Annotated in this window: 19 protein-coding genes; 10 read left to right on the top strand and 9 right to left on the bottom strand. The window is 37.9% G+C overall.

The window, feature by feature from the left end:
- Positions 1–100: 100 nt before the first annotated feature.
- Positions 101–721, top strand: a complete 621-nt coding sequence (kapD, locus tag AC4D4A_RS18025; RefSeq protein WP_490997134.1) for a 3'-5' exonuclease KapD — start codon at positions 101–103, stop codon at positions 719–721.
- Between the two features lie 41 nt (positions 722–762).
- Here the strand turns inward: kapD and kapB are convergent, their stop codons facing one another.
- Entirely contained in the window at positions 763–1,149 is a 387-nt protein-coding gene (gene kapB, locus AC4D4A_RS18020; protein ID WP_490997133.1) for a kinase-associated lipoprotein KapB, read from the bottom strand.
- Between the two features lie 130 nt (positions 1,150–1,279).
- On the opposite strand from kapB, the gene AC4D4A_RS18015 reads away from it, so the two are divergent.
- Together AC4D4A_RS18015 and AC4D4A_RS18010 are read left to right on the top strand one after the other, a co-directional pair.
- Positions 1,280–2,020, top strand: coding sequence for a peptidylprolyl isomerase (locus AC4D4A_RS18015; RefSeq protein WP_490997132.1), 741 nt, complete (start codon positions 1,280–1,282; stop codon positions 2,018–2,020).
- 153 nt (positions 2,021–2,173) lie between these two features.
- The gene (locus AC4D4A_RS18010) at positions 2,174–2,377 is read left to right on the top strand and encodes a hypothetical protein (RefSeq protein WP_490997131.1); all 204 of its coding nucleotides are present in this window, start codon (positions 2,174–2,176) and stop codon (positions 2,375–2,377) included.
- 109 nt (positions 2,378–2,486) lie between these two features.
- Here the strand turns inward: AC4D4A_RS18010 and AC4D4A_RS18005 are convergent, their stop codons facing one another.
- Positions 2,487–3,656 carry a MalY/PatB family protein gene (locus tag AC4D4A_RS18005; protein WP_490997130.1) on the bottom strand — a complete coding sequence of 390 codons (1,170 nt, stop codon included), beginning with the start codon at positions 3,654–3,656 and terminating at the stop codon, positions 2,487–2,489.
- A gap of 228 nt (positions 3,657–3,884) precedes the next feature.
- Between AC4D4A_RS18005 and AC4D4A_RS18000 the strand changes: the two genes are divergently transcribed.
- Together AC4D4A_RS18000 and AC4D4A_RS17995 are read left to right on the top strand one after the other, a co-directional pair.
- Positions 3,885–4,385 (top strand): Lrp/AsnC family transcriptional regulator, encoded by a 501-nt coding sequence (locus AC4D4A_RS18000; RefSeq protein ID WP_066106655.1) that lies wholly within the window; start codon positions 3,885–3,887, stop codon positions 4,383–4,385.
- Positions 4,382–5,548, top strand: a complete 1,167-nt coding sequence (locus tag AC4D4A_RS17995; protein ID WP_490997129.1) for an aminotransferase — start codon at positions 4,382–4,384, stop codon at positions 5,546–5,548. The genes AC4D4A_RS18000 and AC4D4A_RS17995 overlap by 4 nt, the downstream gene beginning before the upstream one ends.
- 970 nt (positions 5,549–6,518) lie before the next feature.
- Here the strand turns inward: AC4D4A_RS17995 and AC4D4A_RS17990 are convergent.
- Complete coding sequence (locus AC4D4A_RS17990; protein WP_490997128.1) at positions 6,519–6,863, bottom strand: helix-turn-helix domain-containing protein; 345 nt, start codon at positions 6,861–6,863, stop codon at positions 6,519–6,521.
- 49 nt (positions 6,864–6,912) lie between these two features.
- Positions 6,913–8,250, bottom strand: coding sequence for a sodium-dependent transporter (locus AC4D4A_RS17985; protein WP_140461709.1), 1,338 nt, complete (start codon positions 8,248–8,250; stop codon positions 6,913–6,915).
- Between the two features lie 248 nt (positions 8,251–8,498).
- Here AC4D4A_RS17985 and yugI point away from each other — a divergent pair, with 248 nt between their 5' ends.
- Positions 8,499–8,903 (top strand): S1 domain-containing post-transcriptional regulator GSP13, encoded by a 405-nt coding sequence (gene yugI / locus AC4D4A_RS17980; protein ID WP_490997127.1) that lies wholly within the window; start codon positions 8,499–8,501, stop codon positions 8,901–8,903.
- Between the two features lie 203 nt (positions 8,904–9,106).
- Complete coding sequence (locus tag AC4D4A_RS17975; protein ID WP_490997126.1) at positions 9,107–10,309, top strand: ornithine--oxo-acid transaminase; 1,203 nt, start codon at positions 9,107–9,109, stop codon at positions 10,307–10,309.
- A gap of 44 nt (positions 10,310–10,353) precedes the next feature.
- Here the strand turns inward: AC4D4A_RS17975 and AC4D4A_RS17970 are convergent, their stop codons facing one another.
- Positions 10,354–10,596 (bottom strand): DUF378 domain-containing protein, encoded by a 243-nt coding sequence (locus AC4D4A_RS17970; protein ID WP_066106678.1) that lies wholly within the window; start codon positions 10,594–10,596, stop codon positions 10,354–10,356.
- A gap of 140 nt (positions 10,597–10,736) precedes the next feature.
- On the opposite strand from AC4D4A_RS17970, the gene AC4D4A_RS17965 reads away from it, so the two are divergent.
- The 3 genes from AC4D4A_RS17965 to AC4D4A_RS17955 all read left to right on the top strand — a co-directional run bounded on the left by AC4D4A_RS17965 (position 10,737) and on the right by AC4D4A_RS17955 (position 13,970).
- A complete protein-coding gene (locus AC4D4A_RS17965; protein WP_490997125.1) occupies positions 10,737–11,900 on the top strand; it encodes an iron-containing alcohol dehydrogenase in 1,164 nt (387 codons plus the stop codon).
- A gap of 146 nt (positions 11,901–12,046) precedes the next feature.
- Entirely contained in the window at positions 12,047–13,399 is a 1,353-nt protein-coding gene (locus AC4D4A_RS17960) for a glucose-6-phosphate isomerase (protein WP_490997124.1), read from the top strand.
- A gap of 157 nt (positions 13,400–13,556) precedes the next feature.
- A complete protein-coding gene (locus tag AC4D4A_RS17955; RefSeq protein WP_490997123.1) occupies positions 13,557–13,970 on the top strand; it encodes a YugN family protein in 414 nt (137 codons plus the stop codon).
- An 18-nt stretch (positions 13,971–13,988) separates the two neighbouring features.
- Here the strand turns inward: AC4D4A_RS17955 and AC4D4A_RS17950 are convergent, their stop codons facing one another.
- The 4 genes from AC4D4A_RS17950 to AC4D4A_RS17935 are packed head-to-tail and all read right to left on the bottom strand — an operon-like array spanning position 13,989 to position 18,498.
- Positions 13,989–14,756: a potassium channel family protein gene (locus AC4D4A_RS17950; RefSeq protein WP_490997122.1), complete on the bottom strand. Its 768-nt coding sequence runs from the start codon at positions 14,754–14,756 to the stop codon at positions 13,989–13,991.
- 30 nt (positions 14,757–14,786) lie between these two features.
- Positions 14,787–15,908: a Ger(x)C family spore germination protein gene (locus tag AC4D4A_RS17945; RefSeq protein ID WP_490997121.1), complete on the bottom strand. Its 1,122-nt coding sequence runs from the start codon at positions 15,906–15,908 to the stop codon at positions 14,787–14,789.
- 3 nt (positions 15,909–15,911) lie between these two features.
- Complete coding sequence (locus AC4D4A_RS17940; RefSeq protein ID WP_490997120.1) at positions 15,912–17,030, bottom strand: GerAB/ArcD/ProY family transporter; 1,119 nt, start codon at positions 17,028–17,030, stop codon at positions 15,912–15,914.
- A gap of 7 nt (positions 17,031–17,037) precedes the next feature.
- Complete coding sequence (locus tag AC4D4A_RS17935; protein ID WP_490997119.1) at positions 17,038–18,498, bottom strand: spore germination protein; 1,461 nt, start codon at positions 18,496–18,498, stop codon at positions 17,038–17,040.
- Between the last annotated feature and the right edge of the window lie 199 nt (positions 18,499–18,697).

Raw genomic sequence — 18,697 nt, 5'->3', positions numbered from 1 at the left:
GTCTATTCGTAATTTAACTATATCGTATTGATTTTATGGTTAAAAGAGGAAAAAATGGAAAGGGCAATAGAATACACGAAAATAAGGAGGTTGTATCATTGTGAAGAAGGCTGACCACTATTTATTCATAGATTTTGAATTTACAATGCCTGAGGATCGAAATAATCCGAATGGGTTCTTTCCAGAAATCATTGAATATGGAATTATCGAGGTAAAAAGTGGAACGATCGTCAATCAATACAATTCTTATGTGCTGCCCAGAGTATTTCAGACGTTAACAAAACGATGTGAGAAGTTTTTGAATATTACCGAAGATGATCTTAAGACAGGGGTGGAATTTGAGGTATTTCACAGTTTACTGCGAGAATTGGATCATCCGAACTCTCCAACGATTGCTACATGGGGAAACATGGACATGAAGGTATTGAAGCAAAATTGTCAGTATTCAGGACATATATTTCCTTTAACGGGAAAGCAGTTGGATTTATCGATTGAGTATCAAAAATTTTTTGGTGACCGAAATCAAACAGGCCTGTGGAAAGCAGTTCAACAATATGGGGATAAGGGTAATGGTGTTTGGCATCGTGCTTTGGATGATGCCAGAATGACGTATGAACTGTTTACATTAATTGAGCAGGACAGGAGGTATGTGGATAACTATAAGCCAACGACAATCGGAGACGTAGTGGATTTTTCACAGTTATTTAATGGGTTGACGTAAAAAACCAAATCAGTGAAGAGTGATTTGGTTTTTTATGTTTATCATATTGGAAAATACTCGCGCTCTATATTCGATATAGCTGCCAAAGACATATCTGACCACTTTGATTCCTCTTTTTGCAATTCCTGTTTTAATGTTTCAAGAGAATGGCGGAGAGATTCTGTATAATCAGGAATATCCCCTATAAACGGTTTCACCATGTTCGCCGGTATGTTGGTCTGTTCCCTGTAAGCTAAAGCCTTTCGCTCATGGAAAAAATCAACCTCTGTTTGTTTTGGATGATGAAGATCTCCCTGCATAGGATGCTTTAATACAGCCAGTATTTTAACAACCATATATCCATTAGTTCGGATATTTGTAATTTCACCTACATATTTACCTGTTTTATAATGTGCAATCACTTGGTCGCTGATAGTGAGTTCATTCATTTCTATCCCCCCATTCATTACTGTACTTCTCTATCATATCGTTGCACCATAATCAATCCCAGAAAAAGCTCTTCAGAAAGATGCTTTTTTTTTGAGAATCGTGTAAAGTGAAAAATTGGAGGTAGTTTAAATGAAATGGAAGACCATGATACTATTATTAATAATCCTCCTTGGTGCAGCGATTTGGAATCTGTATCTAAAAGATAAGGTATTCCAATCTGGTGATCAAACAACTTTAAAGCTGGATCAAACCATTATAGAGAAAGAAGGCGAAGATAAAATGACAGTATTACCTCAATTTACAGAAGTACAAGGTAATGAAAGACTAGTGGAGATGGTAACGAATAAAGGATCCATCCAAATCAAATTATTCCCTGACCAAGCTCCTAAAGCGGTTGAAAATTTCCTGACTCATGCAGAAAATGGATACTATGAGGGAATCATTTTCCACCGTGTGATCAATGATTTCATGATTCAAGGCGGAGACCCAACTGGAACAGGAATGGGTGGAGAAAGCATTTGGGGCCAATCATTCGAAGATGAATTCACGATGGATTTATTTAATTTCCGTGGAGCTTTGTCTATGGCAAATGCCGGCCCTGGTACAAATGGAAGTCAATTCTTTATTGTTCAAAAAGGTGCTGTTGAAGCGAATCTAAAAGGACAAATGGAACAAGCGGGATATCCTCAGGAAGCAGTAGAAAAATACATGGAAGTAGGCGGAACTCCTTGGCTTGACCACAGACATACAGTGTTTGGACAAGTAACTGAAGGAATGGATGTTGTAGATGACATCGCCACTACTAAAGTAGGTCCTAACGATAAACCAGTTTATGATGTTGTGATTGAAAAAATCAACATCCTAAAATAATCTATATAATGTAAGAAGGCTGTCGATATGATTCGGCAGCTTTTTTCTTGTTTATAGATGAGGATAATCAAATATCACCTATACTCACTTTAGTCGTGTTATAATATGGTTAAAATTCAAATGTTTTCAAATCAGGAAAGGATGTCTCAAAACATGTCTCAGCCATTAGCGTTTATTATAGGATTATTCTTGTATTTTCCTGAAGATAAAAGAGAATACATTCCAGCCGGATTAACGATGGCCATTTTTACATTGTTTGCAGTGTTAACGATGCGGTTTATCATTGTTTATAATCGTAAGCAGGAACAGAAGGCAAAAGAATTGGAAGAAAAATTAAAAGAGCAAAATATCCAATGATGGCTGCACATGCAAATTGTGCAGTTTTTTTATGCCCAATATCTCAGTGGATTCGTATTAAAACGAAAAAAGCATTTGCCAAACTGATTGGCAAATGCCTGTAACATAATTAGTGTAGATCTTGGAATGCTTCGTGCAACCTGCGCAAGCCCTCAATGAGAGTTTCTTTAGAGCATCCTATATTCATTCGAACAAATCCTTCGCCATCTGGCCCATATTTCGTACCGGGTTCAAGAGCTAATTTCCCTCTATGGATGAGCCTTTCTGTAATTTCGATGTCTGATATTCCTAAATCCCGTAAATCGATCCAAACAAGGAAAGATGCTTGAGGAATCATGATGTTTATTTTCGGTAAATGCTTAGAAACATAATCAGTCAGGATTTCAATATTCTCTTCAATTTTGGATACTGTCTCACTCAACCACTCAGCACCATGTGTATAGGCTGCTTCCATGGCAGTATAGGCAAGTACATTAATGCCGCCAATACCTTGTTTGAGGAATTGCTGTTCCATTTTTAAGAGGTATTCTTTATTTTCGCTTAGAATCAGGGAGCCATGCAATCCAGCGATATTAAAGGTTTTACTAGGAGCCATCAGTGTAATAACATCTTTGCTGATGATTCCGGCAGGTGTGTGAATATTGTCATGAAGAATCAGGTCAGCGTGAATTTCATCGGAAATGACAGGTACTTGATAGTGCTGACATAGGCCGATCATTCTCTCCAGGTCTTCCTTTGCCCAAACTGTTCCACCAGGATTGTGCGGGCTGCATAAGATGAATAATTTCACTCCATCACGAAGCTTGTTTTCAAAGTCCTCATAATCGATTTCAAATTGATTTTGGTTGATTTTCATTCTATTGGTAACAAGTGTTCTTCCGTTACTTTTAACGACATTATGAAATGGACCGTAAACAGGTGTTTGAATCATCACTTGATCTCCTGCTTCAGTAAATGCAAGAACAGCTGCTGCTAAGGACGGAACTACACCTGGACTAAAAGAAATATTTGCTTTTTCAAGAGGCCATTTATGCTTTTCCTTCATCCAATTTATAATAGCCTGGTATACAGAATCGGAGGCAAATGTATAGCCGAAGATTGGGTGCTGAATGCGGGTAATTAAAGCTTCCTGTACCTGAACAGGCGAAGCCCAGTCCATGTCTGCCACCCACATTGGCCATAAGTCACTGCCTGCGAATAATGAATCAACGTTATCCCATTTATACGAAGCTGTTCCTTTACGATCTAAAATGGTCTCTGTATTTGTTGTACTGTTCATTTTCTCACCCCGCCTTTATATGATTCCTTTATTTTATCATATATTTACAGACTGCCAGTTTTCGAAGATTTATTAATTGGCTTGTTTCCTCAAATTAATAGGGTATGTGAGGAGAAAATAATTGATTACATATTCATATGTATAGAATAAGTGTTATAATGGAAAAAGTTTAATTTAAATTTTCAGATATCTTTATATCTATTGATACTTTTAAATGGAGGTGAGGGTATGAACCTTACAGCTAAGGAAATTGAGATTTTGAATATTCTCGAAGAAAACGCCAGAATCCCTCTGGATGATATAGTAAAAATGACAGCAATGTCCAAAGAGGAAGTTGAACTAGCCTTAAAAAAACTGAAAGAATCTAATATTATTGTCGGCTATGCCGCTTTGGTCGATTGGTCTAAGGTTAAAGATCATGAGGGAGTTACTGCCATGATTGATGTGAAAGTAACCCCTAAAAGAGGCGTAGGCTTTGATGAGACAGCAAAACGAATTTATCGTTATGAAGAGGTCACATCCGTTTATTTAATGTCAGGTGCATATGACTTATCTGTGGTCATTGAGGGCAAGTCGATGAATGAGGTAGCACGATTTGTTTCGGACAAATTATCGACTCTTGATTCAGTTATTTCTACAACGACTCATTTTATTCTTAAAAAGTATAAACATGATGGGACTGTATTTGCACCTCTTGATGAGGATAAAAGGATTGTGATAACTCCATGATTAAAACGAGTTATCTTTCTGATACGGCTCGAGAAATGAAGCCATCCGGAATACGTAAATTTTTCGATTTGGCAGCAGGCATGGAAGGTATCGTTTCGCTTGGTGTAGGTGAGCCGGATTTTGTTACTCCATGGCGATACAGGGAAGCTGCTATCCTTTCGATGGAAGAAGGGTATACATCTTATACAGCCAATGCAGGATTACTTGATTTACGTGAGGAAATCGCAGCCTATATGAGCAGGCGTTTCCAGGTAACATACTCCCCTGAGGATCAAATTATCGTAACTGTCGGTGCAAGTCAGGCAATCGATATCGCCTTGCGAGCCATTCTCAACCCAGGAGAAGAAGTAATAGTCGTTGAACCATGCTTCGTATCCTATGCTCCATTAGTGGCATTGGCAGGAGGTAAGCCTGTTTCAGTTGGAACCATGAAAGAATCTGATTTTAAACTGCTACCCGAACAGTTAGAAGCAGCTATAACACCGAAAACAAAGGCTATTATGATTTGTTCACCCAATAATCCAACAGGAACCCAATTGTCTAAGGATGATTTGAAAGCATTAGCTGAAATTGCTATTAAACATGATGTTCTTGTGATTTCCGATGAAATCTATGCGGAACTCGTTTATGATGAAGCGTATACTAGCTTTGCGGCCATTGAAGGAATGTATGAACGGACGATATTAATATCAGGATTCTCAAAAGGATTTGCTATGACAGGCTGGAGGCTTGGTTTTGTTTGTGCAAACAAGGAAATCTCTGAAGCAATGCTGAAAATCCATCAGTACGCTATTATGTGCGCTCCTACATCTGCCCAATATGCTGCGTTGGAGGCTCTGCGATATGGAGCGAGATATGTGGAAGAAATGCGTATGAGCTATAATCATCGCAGAAATTATATTGTTAGTTCATTTAATGAGATTGGTTTGAAGTGCCACACGCCGGGCGGAGCATTTTATGCCTTTCCATCCATTGAATCTACTGGTATGAGCTCCGAGGAATTTGCAGAAAAATTATTGATCGAGGAAAAGGTGGCAGTCGTGCCAGGCAGTGTATTTGGTATAGGAGGAGAAGGGCATATCCGTTGCTCTTACGCTACATCTATCGATCAATTACGGGAAGCCTTAACCAGAATTGAACGGTTTTTAAACAACCATTCATAATTTCCTTGTGGACTTATACAAAGAGTTTTCTGAGTATAGGGAAAAGATTTTTAAATATAGAAAATGAGGGCAACTATAAGTCGTTAAATGGACTTATGGTTGCCCTTTGTTTTGTGATAGGGATGTGTGTCCAATTTGATTCAAAAGGCTTGGTCGGGCGTAGGTGAAGTGTGGGTCGGTCAAAGGTGCCTCATAGGTGTAGCAAAGCAGCTATCCTCCATACTTCACCCACCTTTCAACCACCTATACCCGGGTAAAGGTCGGTCGTAGGTGGCTCGTAGGTGTAGCAAAGCAGCTATCCTCCATACTTCACCCACCTTTCAGGTACCTACACCCGGGTATAGGTCGGTCAAAGGTGGCTCGTAGGTGTAGCAAAGCAGCTATCCACCATACATCACCCACCTTTCAGGCACCTACACCCGGGTATAGGTCGGTCAAAGGTGCCTCGTAGGTGTAGCAAAGCAGCTATCCACCATACATCACCCACCTTTCAGGCACCTATACCCGGGTAAAGGTCGGTCAAAGGTGCCTCGTAGGTGTAGCAAAGCAGCTATCCTTCATACTTCACCTACCTTTCAGGCACCTATACCCGGGTAAAGGTCGGTCATAGGTGTCCCATAGGTGTTGAGTAGCTCAGCTTTTCTATAGCAGACTATCAACAATCAGGCTATTCAATGGAATATCTGCATTTTGTTTGCTGACTTGGGGGTTTAAATAAAACGTATTTTAATAGAAATAGAGCCAAGTTGGATGGGAATCCAGGCGAATCCTATAATAATCCAGCCGATTTTTACATTAATCCAGCCAAACTCTTGAATAATTCAGCTGACCCAGACAAAATTCCAGCCAGGCACGATTATTAAATTGGTTGGCATCCCTTTTATAAGTATCTAAAACAGAATTTTGGTCAAAAAGAATAGGACGCCACACAGTGTGGCGTCCTATTCTTTGGTTTAAGTCTTAAGGCCCTTCAGCCTTTTAAATTCCCCATTATCCTCAAAAATTCGGCTTCTGTTATGTCTTGGGTTTTCTTTAGTATTAGTTTTGCTCGTTTTTGTCCCATTGTATTGATGAGGGTATGGAGTTCGGGATCTAGTTGGCATGGTCCTGTTGGATTGGCGTGCTCCATTAGTTCAGAGGCAGGGCAATCCAATGCAGTTGAAATAGTCAGAAGAACCTGGAGGCTTGGTATCAATTCATTTTCCTCGTATTGCTTAAGTTTGTGAGTGCCAATTCTGGAGCGTAATGCTAGCTCTTCCACACTCATTCCTTTGTCAATTCTGTACTTACGAATATTTTCTCCAATTGTAGCCATTATCAATCCCTCCCGATATTAATAGTTCTCCTTATATTCTACCACCTTACTAAATAATTCCAATAGAGTTCAGGAAGACTAATAAAATTGCGGCTGGGCATACGTAACGGACTAAGATATACCAACCGTTAAACATCCAGTATTTCAATTTCGAGCCATTTTGTAACTCTGTTCTGACTGCATTTTTATCCATAACGTAACCTATAAATATAGAAATAAACAGCGAACCGAGCGGCAGGGCAAGATTTGAAACAATAAAATCTGCCAGATCAAAGAAAGTTTTACCTGCAATATGAACATCGCTTAAGATTCCATAGGATAAAGCACTCGGAATCCCAACAATGAAGGTGATGATTCCAGCCAGCCATGCGGAAGATTTTCGTTTCTCGGGATTTTCTTTTGAAATGACTGCTACAACAATTTCCAAAATGGAAAAGGCGGAGGTAAGAGTCGCAAATAACAATAAGACCATAAAGATGATCATAAAAAATCCTCCGAATGCGATCTCATTAAATACAGCTGGCAGTATGACAAAAACTAGCCCTGGACCTGATGCAGGATCATATCCCAACGCAAATACGGCAGGGAAAATAACAAGTCCTGCTAATAAGGAGATTAAAATATTTAATCCCACAACAGAAAAGCCGGATTTCATCAAATTCTCGTTTTTCGGCAAATAGGAAGCGTAGGTTACCATTACAGATGTTCCCACACTAAGAGCGAAAAAGGCTTGTCCAAGTGCCAGCAATACGGATTCACCAGTGATTTTATTGAAGTCTGGCTGCAAGAAGAATCTAACACCTTCCATAGCTCCATCCAGGGTTAACGACCGAACGGCCAATATAATAAACAAAATGAATAATGCCGGCATCATATACTTGCTTGCCCGTTCAATCCCTTTTTTGATTCCTCCCTGAACCACCCATATTGTCAATAATATGAACAGAATCTGAGAAATGATTGATTCATATGGATTTTCAATAATGTTATTAAATAATGATTCATAATTAGCTACCCCTGTTATCTGCCCAAGTAGACTTCTGCCTAGATAGGATAAAATCCAGCCGCCTACCACACTGTAAAAGGATAGCAACAGAACGGAAGCAATTACACCCATCCACCCCAATAAAAACCATTTAGAATTAGGGGCTATAACTTTATAGGCACTGACTGCATCTTTTTGTGCATTTCGTCCAATGACAAATTCGGCAATTAAAATAGGAGCACCGATAAAAAGTGTGAACGCAATAAATAAAAGGAAGAAGGCTGCACCGCCATTTGTTCCAGCCATGTAGGGGAATTTCCAAATGGCACCCAGTCCAATTGCTGAACCGGCAGCAGCTAAAATAAATCCAATCTTTGATGACCATTGTTCATGTTTTTGCATGTATGCACCTCATAGCTTGTAATCTTATTAATCGTATAATAGTAGCATTATACAGGAATAATTGCCAGAATATTAAATCTGATTGAGCAGGTAAGTTATTCCTGTCGGGAAAGGTGTTTATTATTAGGCGATAGGGTAAATAAAAATAGAAGAGTGTATAGGTCATTTTTGATAATGTTTCAACATTATGCTATAATTTTATATTGCGTATATAAACGAAAAATTTAAACATTTATAGGAGTGTTATTATGACTACAAAATATGAAGTAGGTCAAATTTTTACCGGTAAAGTAACTGGCATTCAGCCTTATGGAGCATTCGTTGCCTTAGACGAAAATACACAAGGACTCGTTCATATTTCTGAAATTACGTACGGGTTTGTGAAAGATATTAATGATCAGTTAAAATTAGGCGATGAAGTTAAAGTTAAAGTTCTTTCCGTTAATGAAGAAGCTGGAAAAATCGCTTTATCTATCCGTGCTACAGAAGAGCCGCCAGCAGTTAAACAGGAAGCTCGTAAGCCTAAGAAAAAATCTCAACAAAGTTCAGTTAAAATTCCGCCTGCTGAAACACCACAAGGATTCAATACACTTAAAGATAAATTGGAAGAGTGGATTGAACAATCCAAACGCGAAGATCTTATTAAAAAATAATTGAATAGAAATGCAGAAACTGCCCTCATCACTTGTTTCGACTGTGATGAGGGCAGTTTTTCTGTTGTAAACAGTTATTAATTCCAATTGTTCGTGAATTATCGGATAATATAGACAAGACTCAATTATCGTTTAAATGGGTTTTTAGTCGAATGGAATTATACCTTATACGAATGAAAAACTTAGATAGGGGGCCGATTCATGTGACAAAGACAACTGTTTCCAACGAAGTGATTGAACAAACAGAACAATATGGTGCCAGGAACTATCACCCATTGCCGATTGTTATAGCAGAAGCTGAGGGTGTTTGGGTGAAGGATCCAGAGGGAAACCGATATATGGACATGCTGAGTGCTTATTCGGCTGTAAACCAGGGACATCGTCACCCAAGAATTATTCGAGCTTTAAAGGAGCAAGCAGATCGTGTGACTCTGACTTCAAGAGCTTTTCATAATGATCAGCTTGGTCCATGGTATGAAAAAATATGCAAGCTTGCAAACAAAGATAAAGCACTTCCTATGAATACTGGTGCTGAGGCGGTAGAAACAGCTTTTAAAGCTGCGAGAAGATGGGCCTATGACGTAAAAGGAGTAGAGAAGGACAAGGCAGAATTTATTGCCTGCACTGGGAACTTTCATGGCAGAACGATGCTTGCTGTTTCTCTTTCTTCTGATGAGGAATATAAACGAGGTTTTGGTCCTATGCTGCCAGGCATTAAGCTTATCCCCTTTGGCGATATAGAAGCTTTAAAGGAAGCGATTACGCCCAATACAGCAGGCTTTTTGATTGAGCCAATCCAAGGTGAAGCAGGAATTAATATACCTTCTGAAGGGTTCCTTAAGGAAGCGTATGAAGTATGTAAGGATAATGATGTGTTATTTATCGCAGATGAGATTCAGGTAGGGCTTTGCAGAACGGGCAGAATGTTTGCCTGTGATTGGGAGGATGTTGTTCCTGATATTTATATTTTAGGGAAGGCCCTTGGTGGCGGAGTATTCCCAATTTCCTGCATTCTGGCCAATCATGATATTCTTGATGTTTTTAATCCGGGATCCCATGGATCTACTTTTGGTGGTAATCCATTGGCCTGCGCAGTATCTATGGAAGCTATTGATGTGTTAGTTGAAGAGAATTTGGCTGAAAAATCCGAACAGCTGGGAGCCTATCTGAGTGAAGAATTAAGGAAGATTGAAAATCCAATTATAAAGGAAATCAGAGGTCGCGGTTTATTTATTGGTATGGAATTAACGGAAGCAGCACGCCCATATTGTGAACGGTTAAAGAATGAGGGCTTATTATGTAAGGAAACTCATGATAATGTCATCCGTTTTGCCCCACCACTTATCATTACCAAAGAAGAACTTGATTGGGCGATTTCAAAAATTAAGAAGGTATTGTCTGTATAAATGAATAGGCCCATCCAAATAAAGGGATGGGCCTATTCTAGATATTATGATTTTGATGGATTTGGTTGTTCCTGGCTGCTTGTTTGTTCGCTTGGCTTGAATAATAATCCAAGATTGACAAGGCCTGCAATTCCAACAAGTGCATAAATAACACGTGCGAAACCACCAGCTTGGCTTCCGCCCCCAAAAACAGTAGCTACCAAATCGAATTGGAAAAATCCGATCAGTCCCCAGTTAATGGCGCCTATAATTGTTAAGACAAGTGCGGTACGTTGTATACCACTCATTTGATTTCCTCCTTCAAAAAGCATGGTTCAGTTATAGAGTGGTTAAAAAAAGAAAATATTATACATGATTTTAGGTTTTATTAATGAAATTAAAGGAATTAAAGATAAAGAAAACGGAATAATAAGGAGGAAATAGAATTATGCAAAATTTTACATATAAAAATCCGACAAATTTAGTATTTGGTAAGGATACAGTTAAAGAACTGAAAAATTTAATACCAGCCGATTCAAAAAATATTTTATTAATTTATGGTGGGGGAAGCATAAAGAGGAATGGCTTATATGACCGTGTCGTTGATGAGCTGAAGCACAGAGAACTAACCTATCATGAATTATCCGGGGTTGAACCAAATCCGCGTATCTCTACTGTTCGCAAAGGGATTGATATATGCAGAGAAAATGAGGTTGATTTCCTATTGGCTATTGGCGGAGGGAGTGTTATTGATTGTACGAAGGCAATAGCGGCAGGTGTTGTGTATGGGGGAGATCCATGGGATTTAGTCACGAAGAAGGCTAAGGTAAAGGGCGCTATGCCGTTTGGTACAGTTTTAACACTGGCAGCCACAGGCTCTGAGATGAACTCTGGCAGTGTGATTACAAATTGGGAGACACAGGAGAAGCACGGGTGGGGTTCACCCTATACATACCCTCAGTTTTCTATCCTGGATCCGGTTAATACGTTCACAGTTCCTCGCGATCAGACGATTTATGGAATGGTTGATATGATGTCACATGTACTGGAAACGTATTTTAACCACACAGAAAATACTCCTTTACAGGATAGAATGTGTGAATCAGTATTAAAAACAGTTAAAGAAACGGCTCCGAAATTACTGAACGATATGGAAAATTATCAGTATCGGGAAACAATTCTTTACTGTGGAACGGTGGCTTTAAATGGTACATTGAGTGTGGGTATCCGTGGCGATTGGGCAACGCATAATATCGAACATGCTGTGTCAGCTGTCTATGATATTCCTCATGCAGGAGGTCTGGCAATCCTATTTCCAAACTGGATGAAGCACTGTATGCACGAAAATCTTGATAAGTTAGTCAGATTGGGAACTGAGGTATTTGACGTTGATCCAGCTGGTAAATCAAAAGAGGAAATTGCTAATGATTGTATCCGTAATATAAGAGATTTCTGGACAGGAATCGGTGCTCCATCCCGATTGGCTGATTATGATATAGACGATTCCAAAATAGAGTTAATAGCAGACAAAGCAATGGTGAATGGTGAGTTCGGAAACTTTAAAAAGCTTAATAAAGAGGATGTACTATCTATTCTCAAAGCATCTTTATAGTTTGAAAAAAAGGTCTTCCTGTAAGACCTTTTTCTCAATGTTACGAAATGTAAGCGTTTGAAATTTTTGAAGCTATTAGTCGCAACTTGATTATCATTTTCGGATTCTGTAAAGTGAGAATGAGGAAACTGAATGGAGGACAAAAAATGACTCATATTAAATTTGATTATTCAAAAGCGTTGGAATTTTTCCAAGAGCATGAAGTGTCTTATATGAAGGATACTGTAAAGCAACTGCATCATACGATTCATGAAAAAACAGGGGCTGGTAGTGATTATCTTGGATGGTTATCCTTGCCTTCTGATTATGATAAAGAAGAGTTTGCACGTATAAAGAAAGCAGCAGAAAAGATTAAAAACGATTCTGATATCTTATTAGTTATTGGGATTGGCGGATCTTATCTTGGAGCTAGAGCGGCAATTGAAATGCTTCAACACAGCTTCTTTAATATTCTGCCTAGTGAAAAGCGTAAAGCTCCGCAAATCATTTTTGCAGGTAACAATATCAGTTCTACATATATGCGCGATTTAATGGATCTTCTTGAAGGAAAAGATTTCTCGATTAATGTTATATCTAAATCCGGTACAACTACTGAACCAGCGATTGCCTTCCGTATTTTCCGTAAGCTATTGGAAGAAAAATATGGCGCAGAAGCAGCAAAGGGCCGCATTTATGCAACTACAGATAAAGCTAGAGGAGCTTTAAAAACAGTTGCTGATGAAGAAGGCTTTGAAACATTTGTCATTCCTGATGATGTAGGCGGACGTTATTCTGTTCTTACAGCTGTTGGATTACTGCCGATTGCTGCAAGCGGAGCGGATATCGATGCTATCATGAAAGGTGCAGCCGCAGCTGAGCAAGATTATTCGGAATCTGAATTAGAGAACAATGAGGCATATCAATATGCAGTTGTTCGTAATCTTCTTTATCGTAAAGGGAAGACCATTGAGATGTTGATTAACTATGAGCCATCCTTACAGTATTTCTCCGAGTGGTGGAAACAGCTCTTTGGTGAAAGTGAAGGAAAAGATCAAAAAGGAGTTTACCCATCTTCTGCGAACTTCTCAACTGATCTTCACTCATTAGGACAATACGTACAGGAAGGTCGCAGAGATCTGTTTGAAACAGTTATAAAAGTAGAAAAACCACGCCATGAATTAGTTCTTGAAGAGGCAGCAAATGATTTGGATAACCTCAATTATTTAGCTGGACAAACAGTAGATTTCGTGAATAATAAGGCATTTGAGGGTACATTACTAGCTCATACAGATGGCGGAGTTCCGAACTTGGTTGTGAGCATTCCGGCACTTGATGAATATACATTTGGTTATATGGTCTACTTCTTCGAAAAAGCATGCGCAATGAGTTGCTATTTAATGGGGGTAAATCCATTTGATCAACCAGGTGTCGAAGCATATAAAGTTAATATGTTCGCTTTACTTGGCAAAGCTGGCTTTGAAGAAAAGAAAGCTGAGCTTGAAAAACGATTAAATTCTTAATATTATGTTCGTGCAAAAAATACCCGGTAAATGAACCGGGTATTTTTTATATGTACCATAGTTGAGAATATTAGGTGTTGAAGGCTGCCAATACCAGACATACCTTTCCTTCTATCAGTGGATATTAATAAAGGATCTAGAGGAAGGAAGGGATAACATGATTGAAATACCATCACGTCTTACAAATGCTATAACAAATTATGTGTATGCCCATCATCAGCTTGGAAGCCATGGGTTTATCGTTGGCGGAAACTGGGATTATAAGCATGGTTATTTTGATTATCTAATGGATAGCGGTAATAAATCAAACTATATTAGGATTCCCTTTACTACAATTAAAGGATCCATAGAAGATAAAAACGGAGTAATCCGCTTTGGAACTCCTTATTTATTATCTTATGAAGCTAAAACAGGTGTCCAATTTTATATGAATCATTATCCATATTCCGATGAATGTGACTCAAATCCATCAGATAACATGTATGGTGGTGATTCGGGTTTGGAAAGATATTTAGATTTAGGCAGAGCATTAGTAAATGAAGCGGAAATTGCCGTGTTGGGATATGAGTAAACTAAATAAATTTATCTTTTAGAACGGCTCTTGTTCTACTGTTTTTATAATGGATTGGCTAATAATCGTGTTAGTCGCAATAATACGATCTGCACCAGCCCGTTTGGCGTTTTTCATTTGAAAGGGAGCCATTATTTCACAGATACAAGTGGCTTCTGGATAAAGGCCTTTAATACACAGTAAAGAAGCGATGACATGCAAATCAGAAGCACGTTCAGTTTTCGAGCGATCTGCTGTTAAAATGATGAATTCACTTTCGGTTACATTTGCATGAATCCATGTCTGTTCATTTGTACTGTCATTTTTCAAAAAAAAGATATGAGTGTCTGGCATAGGATGAGATTCTAATGTCTCGTCTATGATGACTATATTTCTTCGTGGATTCTCCTTATGCCATGTATCGATTAGCATTTTAGTACATTCATTCCAACCAACTATAATAAGATGCTTACGCTTTGTATAGATGGCAGAACCAAGCTGCAGGGCTGTCTGCCGTTTAATCACATAGGATGACATAGATGCGTAGTAGTAAGAAACAAATGCTGCACCAATTAAGATTAATGTACTGGCAGTTAATCTCCCTATAAGAGTTTTGGGTACAATTTCTCCATACCCCACAGTTGTAATTGATTCAATGGTAAACCATATTCCCTCCCCAATATTGGAAAATGTTTCAGGCTCAATCAGATGCATAAGGATTCCATAGACCAGAATAATGCCAACGATAATAATAATCAGACGAGCAACTAAATGAAGTTTATTGAAAATATATTGAGCAGTATTCATACATCTTCCTCGCTCTTATAAAAATCTATTTCAATCTAAAATTCCATTGTCCACAACTTTTATTTTAACAGTTGGGTTAATCTCGACTTTTTTTAAATCTAACATTCCATTCTTCTTATACTCATCAAACAATTTTGGATCCTTAACCATCAGCTTACGGCCAAGCGCGAGTGCATCGCAATTGCTTTTCACTAACGTATCAGTTACTTTTTTAGCTTGTTTCGTCAAGTCCTTGGATATATGCTCTTCAAGGGTTTTAATTTCGTCATCTTCGAGCAATCCCTTTGTATATTCAGCTACAGAAACCCTTAAGTTTAAGGAAACCGAATAGACCGGTTTAGAGTCCTTAATTTTTAATTTTATTTTATGTGTGTTTTTTCGAATAAAAAAGCTAACCTTTTCATCAATTTCATTTTTTTTCTCCGGATTATTTATTGTAAATTGAGTATAGGTTCCTTCTTTGCCAACCATTAATAAGTATAAAGAAGAGTCCTCCCCAATTAAATTTTTTCCGGTATACCTTAATTTATCGAATAAAGCTACTCCCTTTACTTTTACCAGGCCACCCTTAAGTTTTTCTACATAGGGAACGACAAAATCCTGACCTGGATCAAACATGGCAGGCATAATCGTAGCTAATGATTGCTCTGGAATAATGGAATGGTCTTCTGCACTGTCGAGTAACTCTTGTAAGGCTCTACTAATTAAAGTGCCCTTAATATACTCGTCTTTTAAAATGTCTCGTGATTTTCCTTTTGTAATCAAGACTTTTGCGTTTACATTACTTTTTGCATCACGATATAACACATCCAGCAGGGGATAGATATCTGTTTTCGCCAATTCCTCGCCTATTAAAACATTACTTAATTTATTTATTGAGAATTCGCCGGGCGTAATTTGATTCATTTTTTCCCTTAAAATTAATGGAGATGCTCCCTTTACATTATAACTTGTATTATAGGGTTCTATTTGTCCCCCGCCTGCAGGCTTTAATGCACGGATAATTGTAATTAATTCCAGTGATTCCGGGCCTTTAGCTTTGTCAAAACCTAAACTGAATGCCAGGGAAGTTTTAGATAAAAAATTTTGGTCCCAGCATCCTGTGGTAGCAATCAATATGGATAATATTAAACCTATCTTTAATAGTTTCACGGATCAATCACCTGCCTGATCTTGATGACTTTCATTTATTTTTCGAATCATAGCAATAGCCAGTAGAAGAATGGGAAAACCTATCATGAACAAATAAGTGAAGGGTAGCAAATAATTATTAAGACGAATCATGTTATCCTGCGCTTCCGGAAAAAGAACACATAGAAATGAGATTATCAAAGTAATAACCAATACAATCATTTTTTTGTTCTTGAATCGAGTATTTTCTGATATTCCTATTCCTGCCATAAAAATATATAGGACATAGGAAACGAGCATTGGAGCAATCCAGGCGCACATTATAATCAAATCCATCCGTTCAAAAATGCTAAGTACGGTCAATATTTTTAGTAAATAGAGAACTGGAATTGGAACTAGACCTAATGCATATGTACCGAAATGGGCAAGACAGACTACTAATAAAAAAAGATAAATCAATGAAATAGTCAGGATTGAAAAAGTAATTACTCTTTTTTTTGTTTTTAACTTGTCTTGAAGAAGTGGTAATAATACAAGTAATGAACTTAGGCCTGCATAACCAATCCCCATATGATATGAACCATTCAAAATTTTAGTAACTGGAACATCCCCAACTGGCAGTAGAAATAAAAGATGCATTTTAGGAATGGCAAAAGAAATAGAGAACAGGAGAAAGCCTGTTAACGCCAGTAATGTTATGCCGCTGAACCGCGCGAGTGTAGTTATCGTCCCTTTGGCTATATAGAGTCCCATTAAAATAAAGATTAGGTAAACAACAAATAGCGGTGTGACAGGCAGTGTCCATTCCTTTGATAAATACGTAAAATATAAAACCGTATAGGTAGCAAGGCCAATGAAATAGATGATATACAGCCAATTCATTATTTTTCCGATCCATTTGCTTGTTAAGATCTCTGTCATTTGGAATAAATTCTTATCAGGTAATCGTTTATGCAATGAAAAGATGACCCAGCCAATTAGTTGAAAGAAGATTAAAGTGAAGATGGCAGATATCCAGGCATTATGTTTACTATGCTCATTAACGAGATAAGGAATGGCAAAAATCATGACAGAGCTAACGGATTGTACGGTTAAAAAGTATAACTGGTGAGCAGATAATAACTTTTTATTAGAAGCCATCATAGTCCATTTAACTCTCCTTCTTAAATGGTATTTTGAATAGCATTTTCGACAAGCTTTTAAAATTAAACGGTGCGACCGGTGCTAAATAAGGTTTTCCCATAGATTCTAATTCACATAAATGATAGATAATTAAAGTGAATCCAATAGCTATTCCAACTAAGCCAAAAATATAAGTTATGATGATGAGTGGGATGTTTAGAATACGTATCATTTGTGCGACTTCCTGATTTGGAATAGTAAATGCCGAAATGGCTGTAATCGCAATCACGATTAACATCGTATTAGAAACCAGGTTAGCCTGAACAATTGCCGTACCTATGACCAAAGCACCTACCACACCAATCGTTGGTGAAACGGAACTGGGTAAACGGATGGCGGATTCCTTAAGAAGCTCCAAGATGACCACCATAATAAGAGCCTCAATTAAAGGAGAGTAGGGAATATTCTCCAATGACCCTTTAACATTAGCGACAAGGTTTAATGGAATAATCTCAAAATCAAATGATACAAGCGCGATATAAAAGGATGGCAAGGTAATAGCTAGAAATAAAGCAAACAGGCGTAAAAGTCTTTCGAATGAACTTATATAAAACCGACTTTCAATATCATCAGCTGCATGGAAAAAAGAAAAGAATGTAACTGGCATCAGGAAGACAGTGGAGCTTCCTTCAGTCATTAAGCCAATGGTACCCATTGATAAGTGATTTGCAACCCGATTGGGTTTTTCTGTATTTAAGATTTGAGGAAACGGTGAGTAAACATAATCTTCTATATAATTTTGAATAACTTCCGTATTGATGGCCTTATCAATGTGGATAGAATCTAATTTTTTTTCTATTTTTTCTAGAACCGCCGGGTCTGCTTTTCCTTTTATATAAACAAGAGCGGCTGTAGCCTTTGGATTTGAACCCAGTGTTTTTGTTTTAACCACCAAGTTCTCGGTTTTGACCCTTTTTCTTATCAGATTTAAATTATCTTCAATTTTCTCTACAAACCCTTCATGAGAACCACGTATACTTTGTTCCGATGCAGGTTCCTCAATAGAGCGTGTCTTAAAATTTGCTGCTTCAACTAAATAGCAGGTTGTATCGCCATCTTTAAACAGAGCAATATTTCCCTCCAACATATTACTGATAATATCGTTAAAAGAAGTATAGGCAGACACATGTGCCACCGGTAGGTTAGCAGGGATGAGTGAAGAGTTAACCACTAATGGTTCTATCAAAAAGTGATCGATAATATCCTTTTTAACGATTGTCCTGATGAATGCCAAGCCATATTTTTGATCACCATTTGAGAAATAACGAGTATCAAAATCTTGTGTACTAGAGAAGGCTGTTTTCAGTTTTTCAATATTATCTTCTACATGACAGGTTGTTTGTAAGCTCCGTATATCTGGAGCAGATGCCTCGTTTGATTGTTCTTGTTCGTTAGTTTGACTTTCCGTTCTCTTTTTAAAGAAATTCATATCTATCACCTAAACCTTAATTGATAAACGTTAGTATTAGTTAACTAAGGAATATTATTCAATTGATTACAGGTCTGCTGGATTATAAATCGTTGCAATACTTGATCGCAAATTGGTCGTCCAAAAGTTACAGTAGGTAAATCAGGCCTTTGATTCATGGGTTAATCTGAAGTTAAATCTTTATGTTTTAGTTAGAGAG

This window comes from Pradoshia sp. Z5_111 (genome assembly GCF_058267535.1).
This window is presented reverse-complemented; position numbering and strand designations above follow the sequence as displayed.

Bases quoted from the DNA above. Each gene is read 5' to 3' on its own strand.
- kapB (WP_490997133.1), bottom strand. From the start codon at position 1,149: ATGAATGAACTCACTATCAGCGACCAAGTGATTGCACATTATAAAACA.
- AC4D4A_RS18015 (WP_490997132.1), top strand. From the start codon at position 1,280: ATGAAATGGAAGACCATGATACTATTATTAATAATCCTCCTTGGTGCA.
- AC4D4A_RS18010 (WP_490997131.1), top strand. From the start codon at position 2,174: ATGTCTCAGCCATTAGCGTTTATTATAGGATTATTCTTGTATTTTCCT.
- AC4D4A_RS18005 (WP_490997130.1), bottom strand. From the start codon at position 3,656: ATGAACAGTACAACAAATACAGAGACCATTTTAGATCGTAAAGGAACA.
- AC4D4A_RS18000 (WP_066106655.1), top strand. From the start codon at position 3,885: ATGAACCTTACAGCTAAGGAAATTGAGATTTTGAATATTCTCGAAGAA.
- AC4D4A_RS17995 (WP_490997129.1), top strand. From the start codon at position 4,382: ATGATTAAAACGAGTTATCTTTCTGATACGGCTCGAGAAATGAAGCCA.
- AC4D4A_RS17990 (WP_490997128.1), bottom strand. From the start codon at position 6,863: ATGGCTACAATTGGAGAAAATATTCGTAAGTACAGAATTGACAAAGGA.
- AC4D4A_RS17985 (WP_140461709.1), bottom strand. From the start codon at position 8,250: ATGCAAAAACATGAACAATGGTCATCAAAGATTGGATTTATTTTAGCT.
- yugI (WP_490997127.1), top strand. From the start codon at position 8,499: ATGACTACAAAATATGAAGTAGGTCAAATTTTTACCGGTAAAGTAACT.
- AC4D4A_RS17970 (WP_066106678.1), bottom strand. From the start codon at position 10,596: ATGAGTGGTATACAACGTACCGCACTTGTCTTAACAATTATAGGCGCC.
- AC4D4A_RS17965 (WP_490997125.1), top strand. From the start codon at position 10,737: ATGCAAAATTTTACATATAAAAATCCGACAAATTTAGTATTTGGTAAG.
- AC4D4A_RS17960 (WP_490997124.1), top strand. From the start codon at position 12,047: ATGACTCATATTAAATTTGATTATTCAAAAGCGTTGGAATTTTTCCAA.
- AC4D4A_RS17955 (WP_490997123.1), top strand. From the start codon at position 13,557: ATGATTGAAATACCATCACGTCTTACAAATGCTATAACAAATTATGTG.
- AC4D4A_RS17950 (WP_490997122.1), bottom strand. From the start codon at position 14,756: ATGAATACTGCTCAATATATTTTCAATAAACTTCATTTAGTTGCTCGT.
- AC4D4A_RS17940 (WP_490997120.1), bottom strand. From the start codon at position 17,030: ATGATGGCTTCTAATAAAAAGTTATTATCTGCTCACCAGTTATACTTT.
- AC4D4A_RS17935 (WP_490997119.1), bottom strand. From the start codon at position 18,498: ATGAATTTCTTTAAAAAGAGAACGGAAAGTCAAACTAACGAACAAGAA.